This is a genomic window from Terrimonas ferruginea DSM 30193 (assembly GCF_000425585.1).
In the GTDB taxonomy this organism is placed as follows: domain Bacteria; phylum Bacteroidota; class Bacteroidia; order Chitinophagales; family Chitinophagaceae; genus Terrimonas; species Terrimonas ferruginea.
Window position 1 is genome coordinate 1 of record NZ_AUDS01000015.1, and the last position, 18,101, is coordinate 18,101.

Below are 18,101 nucleotides of genomic sequence, written 5' to 3' on the forward strand. Positions count from 1 at the left end.
ACGAAGACCACTGAACCCGGCGTGAACCGCTTATCCAGCGCCTGCCGGCTCATACAAACAGCCTCCTGCTGCCATAGCTTCAGGCTGTGTTGCTGCAGGCTTGCCGCTCCATACTCATACTGATCAAACAACAACATCCGCACAAAACTCTCCACGCCCAATTTGCGTTTACGTTGGATCAATCCTGTTTGAAGTGCCAACGCATTTAACTGCTGCGGTGAAAAAATGGCGCTTAACTTACCGGCTATCTCATTGATCGCTTTCAGACTCAGTTCCCTTGAAACAAACCGTTTCTTCCTCTAACACTAAGTTGACGGCTATGGTGTATACACGAACCACGGGCTATTTGAGGACGTGACTTCGGGCTGCGTAAACTATAGATAAAACAACAAACCCCCGCATTGCTGCGAGGAAAGGTTTCAAAGCTTGTGCCCCATCCCGAAGGTTCGGGACGAAGGTTCGGGACGGGGTAGAACTGGCACTTGCATTGCTGCAAACAGGATTTTAACCCCGAAGCCTCGGGGCTGCGTGTTTACCTTTTATGGCTCTCTAGTTTTTCCAACACAGACGAAATTATTTCCGGTTGATTCTTCAACCTGCGGACAAAGTTGGCTGATTTCATTTTCTTAATGAACGCCTCCAAATCGTAAGCCTGCTTACTTGAACTACATGGTATGTCCATGAACAAAGTCCATGGAACTCCTTTTGTGCTGAAAGCTGTTTTATACTTGCCAGTGTTATGTTCCAGTAATCTTTTGTCAACATTATCGGTTGTGCCGATATAAAACTTCCCAAGTTTTTCGGAAAAGAGGATATACACAGAAAAGTCCATTGTTTGATTTTTAGACCTTCTGGAAGGAAGAAGTGTGAGTAGATAATAAAACAAACCCCCGCATTGCTGCGAGGGAAGGTTTTAAAGCTTGTGCCCCAGGCCGGGGTCGAACCGGCACTTGCATTGCTGCAAACAGGATTTTAAGTCCTGCGTGTCTACCAATTTCACCACCAGGGCAGTGGTAATGTTATGAAAAGAACTTCCCTGTTTAGTCGTTGGTTGCAGGATTTTAATCCTGACATTTCGGGCCTGCGTCCCCGAAGCTTCGGGGTACCAATTTCACCACCAGGGCAGTGGTAATGTTATGAAAAGAACTTCCCTGTTTAGTCGTTGGTTGCAGGATTTTAATCCCGACATTTCGGGACTGCGTCCCCGAAGCTTCGGGGTACCAATTTCACCACCAGGGCTACAGACTGATGAATTACTACCAGTCAAAAAAAATCCCGCCGAAGCGGGATCTTAGAGCGGAAGACCGGGCTCGAACCGGCCACCCCGACCTTGGCAAGGTCGTGCTCTACCAAATGAGCTACTTCCGCATAACTAACTGCCAATCATCAACTAATCAACTATTGGCGGCCAAAGAACTAAGGGGTTGCAAAAATAGGAGTTTGTTACTTTCTAAAAAACTTTTTACGAAGTTTTTTTATTTTTTACTTGTACTTCGGCGTGTACAAAGTGCTCTCCTGAATAGTCACATTCTGCTTGTGGTAACGCTTCGTATACAGTTGATAACAACCGCCAAACGAAAACGCAACAATGCATGCCACGCTCAAATAAAATATAAAAGCAGAAGAAGATACCCAGTTATGAGCAAAGTCACGATCCTGGATTTTCTCTAATTCATGTTGATATTCTTCCGTATGAGCCATACCCTAAATTTATGGTGCAAAAATAAGAGGTTCAACGAATAATCACGCCTCTTTTTTAACAATTTCTGCAAAGATTTTTTTCTTTTTCACAAAATGCAGCCACACCAGGTTGCCTTTGAACCGTCCTTCCACCGGCCGGCCACGCTCTTTGGGAAACACACTCAGGTGCCTTTTGAACAAACGCCATTTCACATACGACATATGCGCCCGCACAATTGCCACAAAATAACCGCCATCTCCGGTCAGCAGTCCTTTCCATGCCGACACCGCATCCAGCATATACCTGAACGGCATTACCCACAGCTTTTCCTGCCAGGACAGATTTTTCGACAGCATGATCCGGTTGTTCCGGAAGTTGAGGTAGGTTTTTCTTGAATTACCCCGCGGCAACGTACCTCCGCCCACATGGTATACCACAGATGCCGGACATGCAAATACGCGGTGACCCGCCAATTGTACCCGCCAGCAGAGATCGATTTCTTCCTGGTGCGCAAAGAAATATTCATCAAAACCGCCTGCGCTATGAAACACCGCCGAACGGATAAACAAGGCCGCTCCGCTGGCCCAGAACACCGGGACCGTTTTATCATATTGTCCCCGGTCTACTTCACATATATCGAAGATGCGCCCGCGGGCAAACGGATAACCATAGCGGTCCAGCCAGCCGCCTGCCGCACCGGCGTATTCAAATAATTCCGGGTGATGATAGGCCCGCAGCTTGGGCTGACAGGCGCCAATCTGTTGATCGCTTTCCAGCAGTTGCACCATCGGTTCGATCCAGCCCGGTGTTACTTCCACATCCGAATTCAATAATATATAGTAAGGAGCGTCTACCTGTTTCAACGCACGGTTGTAACCGCCGGCAAAGCCATAATTCCGCCCGAGTTCGATGATGCGTATAGCAGGATAGCGTTCGCGGAGAAACGCGATTGAATCATCGGTAGAGCCATTATCTGCCACAATCACCCGCTGATTGCCATAGCTCGCAGCCATCACCGAAGGCAGAAACTGCTCCAGGTGACGACGGCCATTCCAGTTAAGGATTACTACAGCTACGAGAGGTGGTTGCATAAGGGAGCCAAAGATATAGATGCTAATTTGATAATTTGAAAATTTGATGATTTGAAAATGAGTTGTGGCTCATCGATTGGGTCGATATTACCTAATTTTCAAATTATCAAATCCTCAAATTAGCTCCTATCTTCGAACCATGTTTCAGCAATTCCTCAACCTGCGCACCGGGCTTGCACTGATCGCGATCTGCATCGTGACGGGAACCATTTTTTATTCGCAGTACCTCTCGCGGAAGATCGCCGCGGAAGAGCGGACCAAAGTCGAGCAGTGGGTAGAGGCGAGTAAATCGTTGCTGAATCCGGCGAGTACCGATGTGCGGCTGGCATTCAAGATCATTTCCGATAACCACGATATTCCGATCATCGAGACCGACGAGAAGGACAGCATTACCAACTATGTCAATCTCGATTCAGCGGCCGTTGAGAATGATCCGCTTTTTCTTAAAAAAGAATTACAGCAACTCAAGTCCATCAACTCACCGATCCTTTATATAGATCCGGTTGATTCTTCAAAAGTCAATCGCTATTATTTCGGACATACACCGCTGCTGGGACAGGTCACTTATTATCCGATTGTGCAGCTCGTGATCGTTGCTCTGTTCATTTTACTGACCATTTTGTCGTTGCGCAGCAGTTACCGCTCAGTGCAGAACCAGGTATGGGCGGGGATGGCGAAAGAAACCGCACACCAACTGGGTACGCCTGTTTCATCGCTGGAAGGCTGGGTGGAAATGATGAAAGATCAACCCGAAAATGCCCGCATCGTACAGGAACTGGAAAAAGATGTGAACCGCCTGCGCTTGGTGAGCGACCGTTTTGGTAAAATCGGCAGCACACCGCAGCTCGAGCGCATGGATCTCATCCGCCAGGTAAATAACATGGTGGACTATATCCGCAAAAGAGCGCCCGGAAAAGTGAGTTTTAGTATCGAAACGCATGGGCTGACTGAATTGCCGGTCCGCATATCAGGGCCCTTATTCGACTGGGTGATTGAAAATCTGCTGAAGAATGCGCTGGATGCGATGGATGGTAAAGGATCGATTGACGTGGACATCCGCGAAGAAAAGGAAACGGTAATCATAGATGTGACAGATTCGGGCAAAGGCATTACGCGGAAGAATATTGCGAAAGTGTTCAAGCCCGGATTTACCACGAAGAAAAGAGGGTGGGGGCTTGGATTGAGTTTGTGCAAACGCATCATCGAGCAATACCACAAAGGACAACTGTTCATCAAACATTCGGAATTGGGCAAAGGCACTACGTTCCGTATCATATTGAATAAAGGAGTGGACCCGAAACCCGCAGAAAAAAAAGATTGATTTGCTGAAATTAAAGCGGAAAACGTATATTTGCATCCCCTTAAGCCCAGGTGGCGAAATTGGTAGACGCACTACCTTGAGGTGGTAGCGCTGGAAACGGCGTGCTGGTTCGAATCCAGTCTTGGGCACAAAAAGCTTCTCTGAAACGAGAGGCTTTTTTGTTTTGGGAAAATGCTGGCGCTGCTCCATCAATTTCTCATCCTGATATCCCGGAGAGCAAAAAAAAGAAATCGAAGTTTGTATCTGGTCCTGTTTAATCAGCTTTCATCACCCTGATCATATATGGATCGTCAACAACATATTTTATTTCGAGTGTTGAACCTGCTGTGTAAAGGGTACCTCTATTATCCAGCATTCTGTAAAACGTATCACCGTTTACGGTGTATTGCAATAGTGCATCGTTATGCACGTTGTTCCTTCTGTGCCGGGTGATTGTTTTGTATTCCCTGACCTCTTTTACGGTAGCAAGGGTAGTGGCGGAGGGCGCGGTTTCGATTATTTTGTCCACTCTCTCTTCTCCCTTAATGGAAATAAAAATATGACCAGCGATAAGCAGTAATACAGGGATAATGATCAGCAATATCCATGCTGCGTTTCCCCGCTGCTTACCCCCTTGAAAGGATTTCATTTTGTTACCAATATAACCTGTACTGAACAGTAAATAGTTAAGCAACAGGGCCGCACTTGTCGTGCCTATTATCGCAACAGCACCCAGAAAGGCATCATTTCTATAACCATAGTAGTAAGAGGTATAGTATCCGGTGGCCGCATACAGCAATCCTGCCAGCCATAGAAAAATTTTATACCGGTACAGTGTCAGGCTGATAAAGAGAAATAAACTAATACTTCCAGTAATCATCAACACATCAAGTAACGTAAAACCGTTATTGAAGTACCCGTCCCGGCTAATGGAATAAGCACCCCATATCGCGGCGGGTCCAAGTATAGCCGAAATAAGGATGGCTACATTCCTGATCTTGCTGTTTTGTTTTTGCCGGTTAATTTTTTTCTCTTTGCCCTTCTCCGTCGGAACGATTACGATCCCGCCCATATAGGCTTCTTTGGCGTAACATTCATATCCTTTTATATAGCAGATATGTTCCTCTCCGTTCGTTTTGGTTGATTCGTTGTAAGAAATAAACCCGCCGGACATAGCCTCGTTATAGAAGGATAACTTTTCGCCCTTTTCATTCACAGCCATTTTCATACACGCTTCACATAACCTTTCCGGGTAACGGGGGCTATAGGGCATTTCTTTGCCGCAAACAAAACACTGGCTGCTGGTTGGGGTATTCATGGAGCGATAAATTTCCTGCTATAGAACTATCAACTTTCTTTCCAGAAGTAATAAAGTCGCCGAAAAATCATGCACGATTGGCGGCTTCCATTTTTGCCTCCGTTTCCGCCTGCTTCAGTTTATTAGCCTTGTCAACGGCGGAAGGACTTCCGAAGAGCTGGAAAAGTTTTTGCCGGAAGCCTTTCGCTTTTTTTACATCATTGATGATGTCGCCATATTCATGAAAGTTGAGGTAGAGCGGGTTCACCGTGCTGTTGATTTTTTTCGTAATCCCGTAGTTTGGCTTTTCATCCTCTATCTGGTAGGTTTTGAAAAGTTTGTCCCAGATAATGAACATCACCCCGAAATTTTTGTCCAGGTACCGCTCGTTGGAACCATGATGCACCCGGTGGTTGGAAGGCGTTACAATCAGTTTTTCAATGATGGAGGGAAACTTGCCAATGTGTTCGGTGTGTTGCCAGAATTGAAATAATACGCCTATCTGGTTAACCAGGAAAAATACAACCGGATGAAAACCGGCTAAGGCAACAGGCAGGAAAAAGAAGATTTTGAAATGCTGAACCCAGCTCAATCTGAACGATACGGTCAGGTTATAGTTTTCAGCCGTGTGATGAACGATATGCGTAGCCCAGAAAAAACGATTAAAATGAGAAATCCTGTGCGCCCAGTAACTACAGAAATCATAGATTAACAAACAAGGGATGATCGTCCACCAGTTCAGCGTCATTCGCCAGGGCACGAGGTTGTACATAAAAACGGCTGCATAGATCAACCCCATCTTCGCCACTACATTAATGGCCACATTACCTAAGCCCACCAATAACGATCCAAAACTTTCTTTGCCACTATAGTTCTTTTTATTACTACGCCATGAATACCATATCTCGACTAATGTCAGCACAAACATCACAGGTATGGCATAAACAATGATATCTCCTGATTGCTTTTCCAGGTTGATCAAATGTGAATAAGGAATAGGATCCGCTCCAAAAATATTGTCCATTACAAGGCTTTAAATAAGTAAATAAGATGGCGTCACTAACAGCGTGGCGAAACAGTTCATAGGTAAAAACCGGGGACCGGTTAAACGCATAAAGCCTGAGGAGGTTGGACAATAACTTCGGCTACCGGCATCAGTAACCGGGTTTTGAGCAGGGTGTTGGGCTTTTGGGAAGCGACGGAGTTAAAAAAATCGTTCAGTGAATACCGGCAGTCAAATGCTTCTGTCCGTACAATTTGTAATACACGTTCCGCATCATCTGATTCATCTGCAGGACTGGGATCAGGAATTCCCAGGCAGTTTTCAATCAAGTAGTCATCGTAGGAACTCATTTCGTTGGTGAACTCCGCCTGTCTGGAGGATTGCTGAATAACCGGGAATACCATAAACAGGGAAGACTGTGTGACTAACATTAAATAAAAGATCGCCTTAGTTGCTATGGTAAATATTCCTCTCAGTGCCAACCGGTTTAACCAAAGATAACGGGAACCATCTTATTCTGCAAACCGGCGGGTTGCTGCTGGCATAATTTAACGCAGTATTTTTTTGCGAAACCAAACAGTTGCACTTATATTTGCAACCGAACGGTTTACCATTAAAACAAAACTACTATGCAAAAGAAAATTCTTTTTGTCCTGTGCCTGCTCACAGGCCTGATGTTTATCAACGCAGGCCTTGACAAGTTCTTTCATTACATGCCGGTGCCTAAAGACATGCCCGAGAAGATGGTCAGGGCGGGAATGGCTTTTATGGAGATAAGCTGGCTGATGCCACTCGTGGGAGCGGCGGAATTGATTGGCGGCATACTGCTTATTTTTCCCAGAACAAGAGCACTCGGCGTGCTGGTGATCATTCCTGTGTTAAGCGGCATCCTGCTGACGAATATTTATTTCGCGCCTTCCGGGCTGCCAATTGTATTTGCCATCATCGCTGTTATTACCTGGGCTATCATTGATAACCGCCACAAATACCTGCCCTTAATCAGTAAATAAATCATTTTCGTGCGAAGGGATATTTTTCAAGCTATTGCAGACCCCACCAGGAGAGGAATCATCACCCTGATTGCCGTGCAGGCCATGACACCCAATGCCATTGCCGAACATTTCGACATGACACGTCAGGCTATTTCCAAACACCTGAGAATTTTAACCGAATGCGACCTGGTGAAACAGGAACAGCAGGGCCGTGAAATTTATTATCAATTGGAGATTGATAAAATGAAAGAGGTGGACAAATGGATGGAGCAATTCAGAAAGATCTGGGAGACGCGCTTTCAGCAACTTGATCAACTCTTATCAACTATTAAAAAGAAAAAATAATGAACAGTCATTTGCAGTTTGATTTCATTACCGACAAAGAAAAGAAGACGCTGACCGTAAGGCGTGAATTCGCGGCAGGCCGCCGTCTCGTATGGGATTGTTATACCAAAAGCGAGCTATTGAATCAATGGTTTGCTCCCGCACCTTTGACCACCAAAACCAAATCAATGGATTTTCGCGATGGCGGCCACTGGCATTATGCCATGGTAGAACCCAACGGAACCGAATATTGGGGTTATACAGAGTATGTGAAGATCAGTCCTGTCGATTTTTATACGGCATTGGACGCTTTCAGCAATGAAGCAGGAGAGATCAACAACGATCTTCCCCGTGCGGAATGGCTGGTGACTTTCACCGATAAAGAAGAAAATACATTGGTGGAAACAGTAGTGACCTATAAATCACTGGCCGACCTCGAAACAACCATCCAAATGGGTATGGAAGAAGGAATGATGTCAACGCTTGAAAGGCTGGATCAGTTGTTGGTCAACCTGAATGCACGTAAATAATCTGAATAGATTTCAAATGAATAAGCCGGAAATCTACATTCCGGCTTTTCTTTATCGCTATAAATGGCATCGTTTAGCATCCCGCTACTTTAACGAGACAAAAATCCCCGGCACGAGGCCAGGGATTTGTTGCATAATAAACACTATATCTAAACCAGCCTTAACGAAAATAATAACCTACCGAGAATCCGATCGTCTTCGAATAGATACTTTCCACATAACCGTCTTTCTGCAGATCGTTCAGCACCGGCGAGAAGTGAGCATTCACAGCAATGCCGTTCGGAAAAATGTATCCCATCGTCACATTGGCCGTTATGCCCGCCCGTCGAAGAATGATTTCGGATTCATTTGGTTCATACAGACTATAAATTGATGATTCATCTTCGTATTTATAGCGGGCTTTCGCGCTTACGCCATACACCAGGCCTGCGCCTGCACCAGCCGTAAATCCATCTTTGGAATATACCAGGCAAACGGGTACTTCCAGGAATTTGAGATCAAAACGGCCGTAAGACACCCGCGTATTGCGTTGTACCAGCAACATTTTTGGTTGAAGAGCCAGTTGCTTTCCAACAGGGATGAGTGCTGTAAAGCCACCCTGCCAGCCTGTACTGTTATTTTCTATGCCATCATCGCCTTTGAGGTTTAGATAACCGGTATTGATTCCCGCTTCCACGCCATACCGGATTTTCTGTGCGTGAAGAACTGTTGCAAAAAATATGGCTATGATTATTGTCAGGTATTTTTTCATTGTCTTTTATTGAGTATTAGAAAATATAGTTGAGTGAAATACCGTAAGAGTCGAGCCTGGTTTTGAATGCAGGATCGTCTGTGTGGTTGCTGGTATTCAATAAACTCTTGTTGTAAAAACTACCGAGTTGAAATTTTTCCGACAGATCGAAACCCATCGTCACCTGCGCTTGCACATCCAGTCTTTTCATTGGCAATGCGCTGCCGTCCTCATACAAATCTCTCGATTCATTCCAGTCGTCTCCTCCTTCAAACCTGCCGTGAAGACCGTAGGAGAGTACGGGCCCTGCGCCAATAAAGAATCGCTGCCGGCGATACACCGCCACGGCCGGCAACTGCATGGCATAAATATTAATAACATAAGGCCCCAGATCGCCGCCTTGCGTCGAGAACAGCAATCCCGACTGAATAGCAAACGTTCCGGATAAGCTAAATTCAATCGTTGGCCCGGCCAGCCATCCCGGTTTAGTACCGGAGAATTTATCATACACGGTTTCGTAACCCGTAAACGTATTCATTTGCACCGCGGCCTTAAAGCCCGGTTTTACATTTTGGGATGCAGCCTGCCATCCCGCTGCCATTAGCAGTACGGTCAATAGTCGTTTCATATGTGTTGTTTGTGATTTTGAAATTTCAGAATAGTTCTGCCGTGTGTTCTTCAGGTGTTACCGGCCGGATGAATTTCGGTTGCCAGATATAACCAGACACCGGCTTGAGAAGCCGCCGGTAGTCGGCAGGGTTGATCGGCTTGAAATATTCATGTGGCGAACGCGTGAGTTTCGTTCGCAGACCCATGTCTTTCATCAGCATGTCGAGATGCAGGTAGTTGAACGGCGCAATACAGGTGCCGCTGAATTCAGCAGATACGGGTCTTGATTGTTTTCTCCAGACATGCATATAGTTTATTTCGTCCTGCATTGCTTCTTTTGTCACCGGCCGTAATTGACCTTCCGCATAACAGGCCAGCCAATGCGCCGCCACTTCTGAGGTAAGCGTGGTAAACAAACTGGAATTGTAACCAATGAAACCCATCGCCGGCACATCCGGGTGAACGATGTTGCGATAAAGATGATAAGCATGCTGCTGAATAACTTTTTCACGCCATTTAGTTTCGAGGAAGGGCAATTCCTGAGTGAAGCCGGTGCCACACACCAATAAATCGGCTTCGATGGCATCACCATTATTCAATACTATCTTGCTGGCCTCCAGGCGGGCGATCTCTGCACGCCTGGCTTCGATCGTTCCTTTACGTACTTTCTCATAAAACCCTACCGGTGCCACACCGAGACTGCAACTGATCTGGTCTTCGATGCGGTGGGCCGGCACCATATCGCAGGCTTTGAGTGAGAACTGCATTTTAAGTAAAGCTTCCAGTCCCCGCCATTGCGCCCATACCAGCGGGCGTCCAAGCGTATGCAGCAGGCGCTGACCTGCCGATTTGCGCGGCGAATCAAAGAATGCTTCCGATAAGCGCGAGAACAACAGGTAGCGCATATTGATCTTGTTACCGAAATAACGCGGCACTTTCCATTGAGCTTTCCGGTAGATCAGTGTACAGCCGGCCGCCTCATCTGCCGCAAGCGTGGCAATATCTGTCGCCGATTTGGCAAAGCCCAGCACGGCCACTTTTTTTCCTTTCAGTAAAGAAGAATCCCTGATCTGGCTGGAGTGAAGAATCTGCCCACCCCCGCGGATGAATTCCTCCTGACCGCTGAACTCCGGTATATAAGGTTTGTGAAAGGTGCCGGCACATACAGCGGCAAAGTCAAATTTCTGCTGTTCCCCTGTATCGGTTTTCAGATCGGTATAACTGACATGCCAACACTTATGCCGGTAACTGAGGTTGTTGACAATAGTATGGAACCGTATACAGGACAGTACCTGGAAGTGTGCTGCATAATCCCGGAGATAAAGCTGTACCTGCGCACCCGATGGCCACATCGGATAGTCAGCAGGCATCGGGAAATCGGAAAAAGCATATTCATCCCTTGTCGTTTGCGTGGCCACACCATGGTATAACCGGCTGGCTTCCCATACACCGCCAAGGTCACCGGCTTTTTCAAACACAGTTACTTTATAACCTTTCTGCAAAAACACTTTGGCTGTTACCAGTCCGCTGAGCCCTGCACCAATAATTGCAATATGTTTCATGGTTAATGTTTTTTGATGCTGCTAAAGTACCGGGCCGGAGCGCCGGAGATGCTGGTAGTTTAACGAAACAGTCATTTGAATTAATCGTTACTCCTTTTTTACCGGCAGCAAAAAAGTGCCGTGATAGCCCTTAAAAGCCAATAGGTTGTGCCATGATTGCATCCGTTAATCCAAACCCCTTTTTCATTAAGTCGGAAGCCGCTTTCATGTTTTTTTACGCATATTTGTTTTATCGGATCACCTAAAACAGCCGCCATGCGTTGGATATTGATCGCCACCTTCCTTATCAGCAGTGTGCTTGCGGATGCGCAGATATGCACCGGTGACTCTTGGCAAACAGTGCGCACCAGGGGCTATGGCACCGTTACAGCTCTTTGGGACGAAATAGAACCATTCATTTATACAGGTAAAGACAATCGCCTGCTGGGTGTTGAGTTTGAAATAATGGAAAGCTTCCAGGCCTACATAAAAAAACACTACAACGCAGACCTGCGTGTGGAGTGGAAAAAAGCCGGGTCTTTCGACAGCATTTATTACAAGGTGAAAAACGGCCGGGGTTGCGGCCTCTTTGGCTGGTCTTATTATTCTATTACACCGGAACGGATGAAAGAGGTAGATTTCAGCCTGCCCTATATGCCTGACGTAAACGTGCTGGTTACGAATAACCGGGAACCCATGTATGCCACCGCCCAGGAATTTACGGCACGCCTGCGGGAAATGACGGCCTACACGCAGCCCAATACCACGATGGCGGAAGACGTAACGCTGTTGAAGAACAATTTTCACAAAGAGCTGCCCGTAGTGAATGTGGCCATCGACTATGATGTATTAAAAGAAATCGAAGCAAATGAAAGGAGCTTTGGTTACGTGCCGCTCTCCATTTACATCGTGGCACTTCAGAAAGGAATCAAGGTAAAAAGGCAAATGGTGCTGGCCACCAACCGGCAGGGCTTTGCAGCAGTAATGCCGAAAGGTTCGGATTGGAAGCCGTTGATCGATGAATATTTTTCCTCACCTGATTTCAGACAGAAGGCAGGTAATACGGTTGCCAAATACCTGGGTTCACGTGTAAAAGACCTCGTGTTTGATACCATGCACGCCGGGCATGATGGGGAAGAGGAAGGCAAACTTGACCTCGTATCTCTTGAAAAGGAAATCGTGACACGCCGCCTGATGGATACGGCTGTTGAAGCCCAGCAGCACCGGTCCTACAGGAATATTATGCTGATCATACTGGTGTCGGTTGCCTTGCTGGCCGCTGTTCTGTACAGCCGGTTCCGCACCAAACAAAAACTCAACCGCCAGCTCAGGACACACAATGAGGAGATCATCCGGCAGCGTGACCAGATCAATGAAATGAATAAGATGCTGCAGCTTAAAATATTGCAGTCACGGCTGAATCCGCATTTCCTTTTCAACTCACTTAATTCCATTCAGTATTTTGTAATGGGAGATGATAAGAGCGCCACACTCACCTACATGAACCGTTTTTCTTCCTTCCTGCGTAAGATCATCGAGTACGGCGACAGCCTGAGCGTGGATGCGGAAAAGGAAGCCGGACTACTGGAAGAATATTTGTGGCTGGAACAATACCGTTTCAAGGATCGTTTCCGGTATGCCATCCGGCTCGACAAAAACTCGAGGGATTCTGCGGTGTTGCCCCTGATCAGTCTGTCCCTGGTCGAAGATGCTTTGTATAAAGGAATGCTCAACCTGCCCGAAGGCGAAACGGGACAACTGGATATAAGTTTTGAACGCAGCAACGGCACACTGAAAGTATCCGTAACCGATAACGGATTGCCCCGGTCGTCGGCAAAAGCACTGGATCAGCGTAAAGGCCTGGTCAATGGTACCGGCAATATTCTTGAAAGACGGTTGCAATTATTCAACAAACAATCAAAGAAGAAAATTTACCAGCGATTGCGGGAACTCAGCGATCCGCAGGCCACCATTGCAGAACTGGAAATACCACAGCCATTATTTGAAAGCGATCAAACCATTACCAATAATACGTGAACGATGAAATACAAAGCTGTTATTGTGGAAGATGAACAGTTGAACAGACATTTTCTATCCAAACTGATCACCGAATTCTGCCCGGACCTCGAGCTGGCGGGAAGTGCGTCGGGCGCGGATGATGCGGTTGCGATGATACAATCGCTTAAGCCGGAAATTGTTTTTATGGATATCGAGTTGCAGACCGCTACCGGCTTTGAAGTATTGGAACGGGTGCGGCCGCAGTTTTCTTTCCAGGTAATTTTTACCACGGCCTTCGATCACTACGCCATAAAAGCTATCCGCTGCAGCGCGGTGGATTATATTTTAAAACCTATCGGTACGGAGGAATTACAACAAGCCGTTGCCCGCGCGATTGAGGCAATACAAACAAAAGAGCAGCATGCCAATCTTGAGTTACTGCTGCGCAATATCAGGCGGCCGCAAGGAGAGGATTTCTCCATCAGTCTTTCCACTTCAGAAGGCATGGAATTCGTACCACTCAATAAGATCATCCGGCTCGAAGCTAAAGGTCCCTATACCACTTTTTTTATGAAAGACGGTTTGCAACTGATGGTGAGCAAAAATCTCAAAGAATATGAAATGATGTTGACGGAACATGGCTTTTTCCGCCTTCATAATTCTTATATCATCAACCTGAAAGAGGTGAAAAAAATGATCCGTACGGATGGCGGATATGCGGTCATGAGTGACGATGCGATGATCGCTATTTCTCCGAAGAAAAAAGAAGAGTTTATGACGCTGATCGGTCAGCGGTTAGTCTGATTCAATTCGCTGATCGCCTGCAAACAGGTGCTGTTTATTTTCCGAAAAAGAGATTGCAGTTGGTTTGCCGGTGCCTGTTGCCTGGCCTGACGCTCGAGGCTGATTAATTCTTCACCGATCCATCTTTCCAGGCCGAAAAGAGAAATGGCGTTGCGTAGAGAATGTGCGGATTGATAGATCTCTTCGTACAAGGTATGATCAATCGCTTTTTTCAAACGGGTCAGCTCTTCCGGCGTCTGGCTGCAAAATTCAAGGGTCAGTTGCGCAATGAAAGCTGTGTTATCGCGGGTCTGGCTTCTCAGAAAAGAGAGATCGGCCAGTGTTTCCGTTGCCGCATCTGCTTTTTGCCACCGCGCAATTTTTTCCAGTAATATTTTTTCGTTGAAAGGTTTGGGAATATAATCGTTCATGCCCGCACCAATACATTTTTCTTTCTCGCCCGCAAATGCATGCGCTGTCATGGCAATGATCGGCGTACGCAGACCCATTTCGCGAATGCAGCGGGCAGTTTCGTAGCCATCCATCACCGGCATTTGTATATCCATCAGTATCACATCGAATGAGTATTTACGGAGCAGATCCAGTGCCTGCATTCCGCTTTCGGCCTGTAATGGCTCCAGTCCATTTTGCTGAAGGAGGACCGAAGCCAGTTTCCGGTTCATGGAATTGTCGTCGGCAACCAAGATTCTGCCCGGGCTGGTGGCGGCATGCTCCGTTTGTGTATGGACCGTTGGTTTTTCCGGCGACGCATTGGTTTTTTGATACGGCAGGGAAAATGAGAATTCGGTTTTCCCGGGTCTGCTTTGCACAGTAATGCTGCCGCCCAGCAGTTCCACCAATTGACGGGTGATAGAGAGACCAAGACCGGTGCCGCCATATTCACGCGTGATCTGTGTGTCGGCCTGCATAAAGCGTTCGAAGATGTGTTCAAGTTTTTCAGCAGGAATGCCGATGCCTGTATCTGTTACGTTGAATTGCAGTACAACATCATCGTGACTTTCTTTCAGCAGCAGACAGGTGACCGCTATCTGCCCGTCGTTGGTAAACTTCACGGCGTTACCGATCAGGTTGGTCAATATCTGCGTGAGGCGTACCGGGTCACCCACAACGGTAAAACTGATGGCCGGATCGACATGATAATCGAATGCCAGGCCTTTGACGGTCGCAGACGAAGAGAGCATCGTGTAAACCGAATGCAGGAGTTCGCCAACATCGAATACCGTTTTTTCCAATGGAAATTTTCCCGAATCAATTCTCGAAAGATCGAGCACATTGTTGATGATCGATAAAAGATTTTTTCCCGATAGTCCGATTGCGTCGAGGTAGTCCTTTTGTGTGGCATCCAGGGATGTTTTGCGCAACAGGTCGGTAAAGCCGATGATGGCAGAGAGCGGGGTGCGCAGCTCATGGCTGATATTAGCAATGAAATCGGACTTGGCTTTTGCTGATTCCTCCGCCAGTATACGCGAACGTTCGCGTTCTTCCTCCAACTGTTTGCGCTCGAAAAAGGTTGGGATGGAAACGGTTTCTGTTTTATTTATTTCATTGTCGCCTTTGTCAAGATAGCGTGCAAGATGCTCCTGGATACGGTCGGGCGGGGCCATGATGAACTGGCAGCATTCATCGCCTTTCGCAATACATTTTATTTCCACGGCGGTCAACGCCATGCCGAAGCTTTCTTCACACCAGCCGGAGGAGTAGCCGGCATTCATGATGCATACGGGTTCGTCGGCACGCTTGCCATCCCTCACCCATGAATCGGCTTCAAAGGAGTAAGGATGGCGATAGTGCAGGTAAAAATCATTGTCGGGCGTGGGTGAACTTTCCGGCAGGATGTCGACAAATGCCCATCCGGAAAATGCAAAATGGACGGGACCTGCGGACATGCGTTTGACCGGGTCTGATAAATGCATGCTTGCATGAAAATTCCGCGCGTCTTCGATGCCAATGACATGTGCGTAATCGAAGAGAAAATTCCTGCCGATGGCAAAAGCACCCGCGGTTCCTTTATCTGCGTAAAGATGCTGAATGGTTTCCATGAACCCTTTGGAAAAAGCGGCCGCACGTACCAGCACATACCGTTGATCGTTGATCTCTATTGTGCCTTTGGCAGGATCCATCTTCAGGTGACGGAAATAGTCGGCTACCGTTTGTTGTGCCTGGTCGAATAGCGGGGCCAGGTCCGCGGGAACCTTTGCTGCACGCTCGGTTGCAAGGGGAAGTTGCCGCAGGCGTGCGTTTTCTTTCTCCAATGCCATCAGTCTTTCCCGGAGCGCTATAATCTCAGCTTGCGTCATTATCACAGAATAAGTTAATCAAAACGGGGCGGCGCAACTTAAAGATAATAATAAAAATGCAGCGCGTGAGCTCCCGCTGCAGCAGGGAAAGGAATGTGTTACAAAGAAAATCCCCCGGCGACGGGGGATCATCAGACTATTCAAAAAAAGATCTCAGGATTTCTTCATCTTCTGCGGATCCATCAGTCTTACCTTCTCCGCCAGCTCGATCACATTCGTCACATTCAGCTTCTCAAAAATTTTTGCCTTATAAGTACTGATCGTTGAATCATGAATATTCAACGTCGACTTAATCTCTGCGGGTGACGCACCCTTCACCAACAATTGCATTACTTCCACCTCCCGGTTGGAAAGCGACGAAAGCCCTTCCTGTTTTTTTGAAGGATCGAGCAATTGTTCCACCAACTGCTCCTGCACAATTTTACTGATGTATTTTTCTCCGTTTAATACTTTGCTGATGGCTGCTTTTATTTCATCGGGCGGCGCCGTTTTTTTGAGATAACCCTGTGCACCCGATTTCAGGTAACGGATGGCATACAACTGCTCATCATATGCAGAGAAGATTAAAATCGGAAGATTGGGCTGACGAAGTTTAACGGCTTCCACCATCTGAAGATTGTCGCCACCCGGAATATGAATATCCAGCAGCAGCAGATCAAGCGATTCTTTGGCAAGGATTTCCACGACTTCGTCGAATGTTTCGGCTTCGCGGATGACCGCTTCAGGATACTGTTCCCTGATCAGCATAGCAGTACCCATACGAACCACGCTGTGGTCTTCGGCAATAAGGATTGTCGGCATCTTGGATTAAAGATGTTTCCGCACGCTACGCGACCATGCCTTAGCCAGAGGGCAGGCATCAGGTTCTGGACACGGCAGTGGGGGGTTGGTTTAGTAAATGTAACTGGTAAAAAACTAATTCAGCACAGTGCTCACCTGGTAAAAATACTAAACTCAATTGTATATTCGCTATTCATGCGTGCTTTTGTCCTCGTTTTTCTTTTACTTATGCCTTTCTCCGGCTTCTCCCGCATCGATTCCCTGCCGCAAAAACACGCAGGAATGAGATACGTACCCGGCGGCACCTTTGTTATGGGAGCCACCGACGACGAAGCAGGAGCCGATGATTATCCTCCACACCAGGTTACCCTTTCCGGTTTCTGGATAGACACAACCGAAGTAACCAACCAGTCTTTCGCCGCTTTTGTCAACGCCACTGGTTACATCACCACCGCGGAACGTCAACCCACCAACCCGGACGAACAACCTGGTGCCATGGTCTTTCAACCCGACCGTGGTTGGCAATGGATAACAGGTGCCAACTGGCAACATCCATCCGGCCCCGGCAGCGACCTCTCAGGAAAAGATTTTCATCCCGTTGTGCATATAAGCTGGGAAGATGCCAACGCCTATTGCACCTGGGCCGGTAAGCGCCTGCCAACAGAAGCCGAATGGGAATACGCCGCCCGCGGCGGAATCCGCGATGCGGTTTATCCCTGGGGAAGCCGGTCTCCTGATACCGGCCCTGCAAAAGCCAATATATGGGAGGGCGATTTTCCTTCGCGTAATACAAAGGCCGACGGATATATTTTTACTGCACCTGTTGCACAGTATCCGCCCAACGGCTATGGTCTGTACGACATGGCCGGTAATGTATGGGAGTGGTGCAGTGATTGGTACGATGCCAGGTATTATGACCAACTGCAGGACAGTATAGCCGTCAATCCGCAGGGGCCTGCGACGCCAGCCAAAGACAAAGTAATCCGCGGCGGCAGCTTTCTTTGCCACCATACTTACTGCTCCGGCTATCGTGTTAGCAGAAGAATGTACACACCTCCCGATAATGCTATTATGCATACCGGTTTTCGTTGCGTGAAAGATGTAAAACCCTAAAGCACACTATT

The 18,101-nt window shown here is 47.3% G+C and carries 18 protein-coding genes and 3 tRNA genes; 8 read left to right on the top strand and 13 right to left on the bottom strand.

Annotation, left to right across the window (positions count from 1 at the left end; all coding sequences use genetic code 11):
* The 5 genes from H608_RS21375 to H608_RS0105430 all read right to left on the bottom strand — a co-directional run.
* On the bottom strand, positions 1–200 hold a 200-nt coding region (locus H608_RS21375; protein ID WP_038007365.1), incomplete at its 3' end, for a hypothetical protein.
* Between the two features lie 332 nt (positions 201–532).
* Positions 533–832, bottom strand: coding sequence for a GIY-YIG nuclease family protein (locus H608_RS24915; RefSeq protein ID WP_028786782.1), 300 nt, complete (start codon positions 830–832; stop codon positions 533–535).
* A gap of 91 nt (positions 833–923) precedes the next feature.
* Positions 924–1,009, bottom strand: a tRNA-Leu gene (locus H608_RS0105415).
* Positions 1,010–1,295: 286 nt separating this feature from the next.
* Positions 1,296–1,368 (bottom strand) — tRNA-Gly (locus tag H608_RS0105420).
* A 375-nt stretch (positions 1,369–1,743) separates the two neighbouring features.
* On the bottom strand, positions 1,744–2,772 hold the full coding sequence (locus tag H608_RS0105430; protein WP_028786784.1) for a glycosyltransferase family 2 protein: 1,029 nt from the start codon (positions 2,770–2,772) through the stop codon (positions 1,744–1,746).
* A 139-nt stretch (positions 2,773–2,911) separates the two neighbouring features.
* Here H608_RS0105430 and H608_RS21380 point away from each other — a divergent pair, with 139 nt between their 5' ends.
* Together H608_RS21380 and H608_RS0105440 are read left to right on the top strand one after the other, a co-directional pair.
* Positions 2,912–4,093 carry a sensor histidine kinase gene (locus tag H608_RS21380; protein WP_051268066.1) on the top strand — a complete coding sequence of 394 codons (1,182 nt, stop codon included), beginning with the start codon at positions 2,912–2,914 and terminating at the stop codon, positions 4,091–4,093.
* A 44-nt stretch (positions 4,094–4,137) separates the two neighbouring features.
* A tRNA-Leu gene (locus tag H608_RS0105440) sits at positions 4,138–4,221 on the top strand.
* A gap of 125 nt (positions 4,222–4,346) precedes the next feature.
* Here H608_RS0105440 and H608_RS21385 read toward each other — a convergent pair.
* The 3 genes from H608_RS21385 to H608_RS0105455 all read right to left on the bottom strand — a co-directional run bounded on the left by H608_RS21385 (position 4,347) and on the right by H608_RS0105455 (position 6,803).
* Positions 4,347–5,390, bottom strand: coding sequence for a hypothetical protein (locus H608_RS21385; protein WP_155990063.1), 1,044 nt, complete (start codon positions 5,388–5,390; stop codon positions 4,347–4,349).
* 67 nt (positions 5,391–5,457) lie between these two features.
* Positions 5,458–6,393, bottom strand: coding sequence for a sterol desaturase family protein (locus H608_RS0105450; RefSeq protein ID WP_051268067.1), 936 nt, complete (start codon positions 6,391–6,393; stop codon positions 5,458–5,460).
* An 80-nt stretch (positions 6,394–6,473) separates the two neighbouring features.
* Positions 6,474–6,803, bottom strand: a complete 330-nt coding sequence (locus tag H608_RS0105455) for a hypothetical protein (RefSeq protein ID WP_155990064.1) — start codon at positions 6,801–6,803, stop codon at positions 6,474–6,476.
* A gap of 198 nt (positions 6,804–7,001) precedes the next feature.
* On the opposite strand from H608_RS0105455, the gene H608_RS0105460 reads away from it, so the two are divergent.
* Genes H608_RS0105460 through H608_RS0105470 form a run of 3 tightly spaced genes read left to right on the top strand, consistent with a single transcriptional unit; the run spans position 7,002 to position 8,218 of the window.
* On the top strand, positions 7,002–7,382 hold the full coding sequence (locus tag H608_RS0105460) for a DoxX family membrane protein (RefSeq protein ID WP_028786787.1): 381 nt from the start codon (positions 7,002–7,004) through the stop codon (positions 7,380–7,382).
* Between the two features lie 9 nt (positions 7,383–7,391).
* Positions 7,392–7,709, top strand: coding sequence for an ArsR/SmtB family transcription factor (locus tag H608_RS0105465; RefSeq protein WP_028786788.1), 318 nt, complete (start codon positions 7,392–7,394; stop codon positions 7,707–7,709).
* On the top strand, positions 7,709–8,218 hold the full coding sequence (locus tag H608_RS0105470; RefSeq protein ID WP_028786789.1) for an SRPBCC family protein: 510 nt from the start codon (positions 7,709–7,711) through the stop codon (positions 8,216–8,218). Before H608_RS0105465 ends, H608_RS0105470 begins: the two co-directional genes overlap by 1 nt.
* 160 nt (positions 8,219–8,378) lie before the next feature.
* Here H608_RS0105470 and H608_RS0105475 read toward each other — a convergent pair whose 3' ends face one another.
* From H608_RS0105475 to H608_RS21390, 3 genes are read right to left on the bottom strand one after another with little or no spacing between them, the layout of a single operon-like run.
* Positions 8,379–8,969 (bottom strand): outer membrane beta-barrel protein, encoded by a 591-nt coding sequence (locus H608_RS0105475; RefSeq protein WP_028786790.1) that lies wholly within the window; start codon positions 8,967–8,969, stop codon positions 8,379–8,381.
* A 16-nt stretch (positions 8,970–8,985) separates the two neighbouring features.
* A complete protein-coding gene (locus H608_RS0105480) occupies positions 8,986–9,576 on the bottom strand; it encodes an outer membrane beta-barrel protein (protein ID WP_081658797.1) in 591 nt (196 codons plus the stop codon).
* 25 nt (positions 9,577–9,601) lie between these two features.
* Entirely contained in the window at positions 9,602–11,119 is a 1,518-nt protein-coding gene (locus H608_RS21390) for a flavin-containing monooxygenase (protein WP_051268068.1), read from the bottom strand.
* Positions 11,120–11,374: 255 nt separating this feature from the next.
* Here H608_RS21390 and H608_RS0105490 point away from each other — a divergent pair, with 255 nt between their 5' ends.
* Positions 11,375–13,135, top strand: a complete 1,761-nt coding sequence (locus H608_RS0105490; protein WP_028786792.1) for a histidine kinase — start codon at positions 11,375–11,377, stop codon at positions 13,133–13,135.
* A 3-nt stretch (positions 13,136–13,138) separates the two neighbouring features.
* The gene (locus H608_RS0105495) at positions 13,139–13,900 is read left to right on the top strand and encodes a LytR/AlgR family response regulator transcription factor (RefSeq protein WP_028786793.1); all 762 of its coding nucleotides are present in this window, start codon (positions 13,139–13,141) and stop codon (positions 13,898–13,900) included.
* Here the strand turns inward: H608_RS0105495 and H608_RS23450 are convergent.
* Both H608_RS23450 and H608_RS0105505 read right to left on the bottom strand, forming a co-directional pair.
* On the bottom strand, positions 13,885–16,197 hold the full coding sequence (locus H608_RS23450) for an ATP-binding protein (RefSeq protein WP_051268069.1): 2,313 nt from the start codon (positions 16,195–16,197) through the stop codon (positions 13,885–13,887). The genes H608_RS0105495 and H608_RS23450 overlap by 16 nt on opposite strands.
* A gap of 153 nt (positions 16,198–16,350) precedes the next feature.
* Positions 16,351–16,998 (bottom strand): response regulator transcription factor, encoded by a 648-nt coding sequence (locus H608_RS0105505; RefSeq protein WP_028786794.1) that lies wholly within the window; start codon positions 16,996–16,998, stop codon positions 16,351–16,353.
* 174 nt (positions 16,999–17,172) lie between these two features.
* Here H608_RS0105505 and H608_RS21400 point away from each other — a divergent pair, with 174 nt between their 5' ends.
* Positions 17,173–18,090 (top strand): formylglycine-generating enzyme family protein, encoded by a 918-nt coding sequence (locus H608_RS21400; protein ID WP_071836914.1) that lies wholly within the window; start codon positions 17,173–17,175, stop codon positions 18,088–18,090.
* Positions 18,091–18,101: the final 11 nt, after the last annotated feature.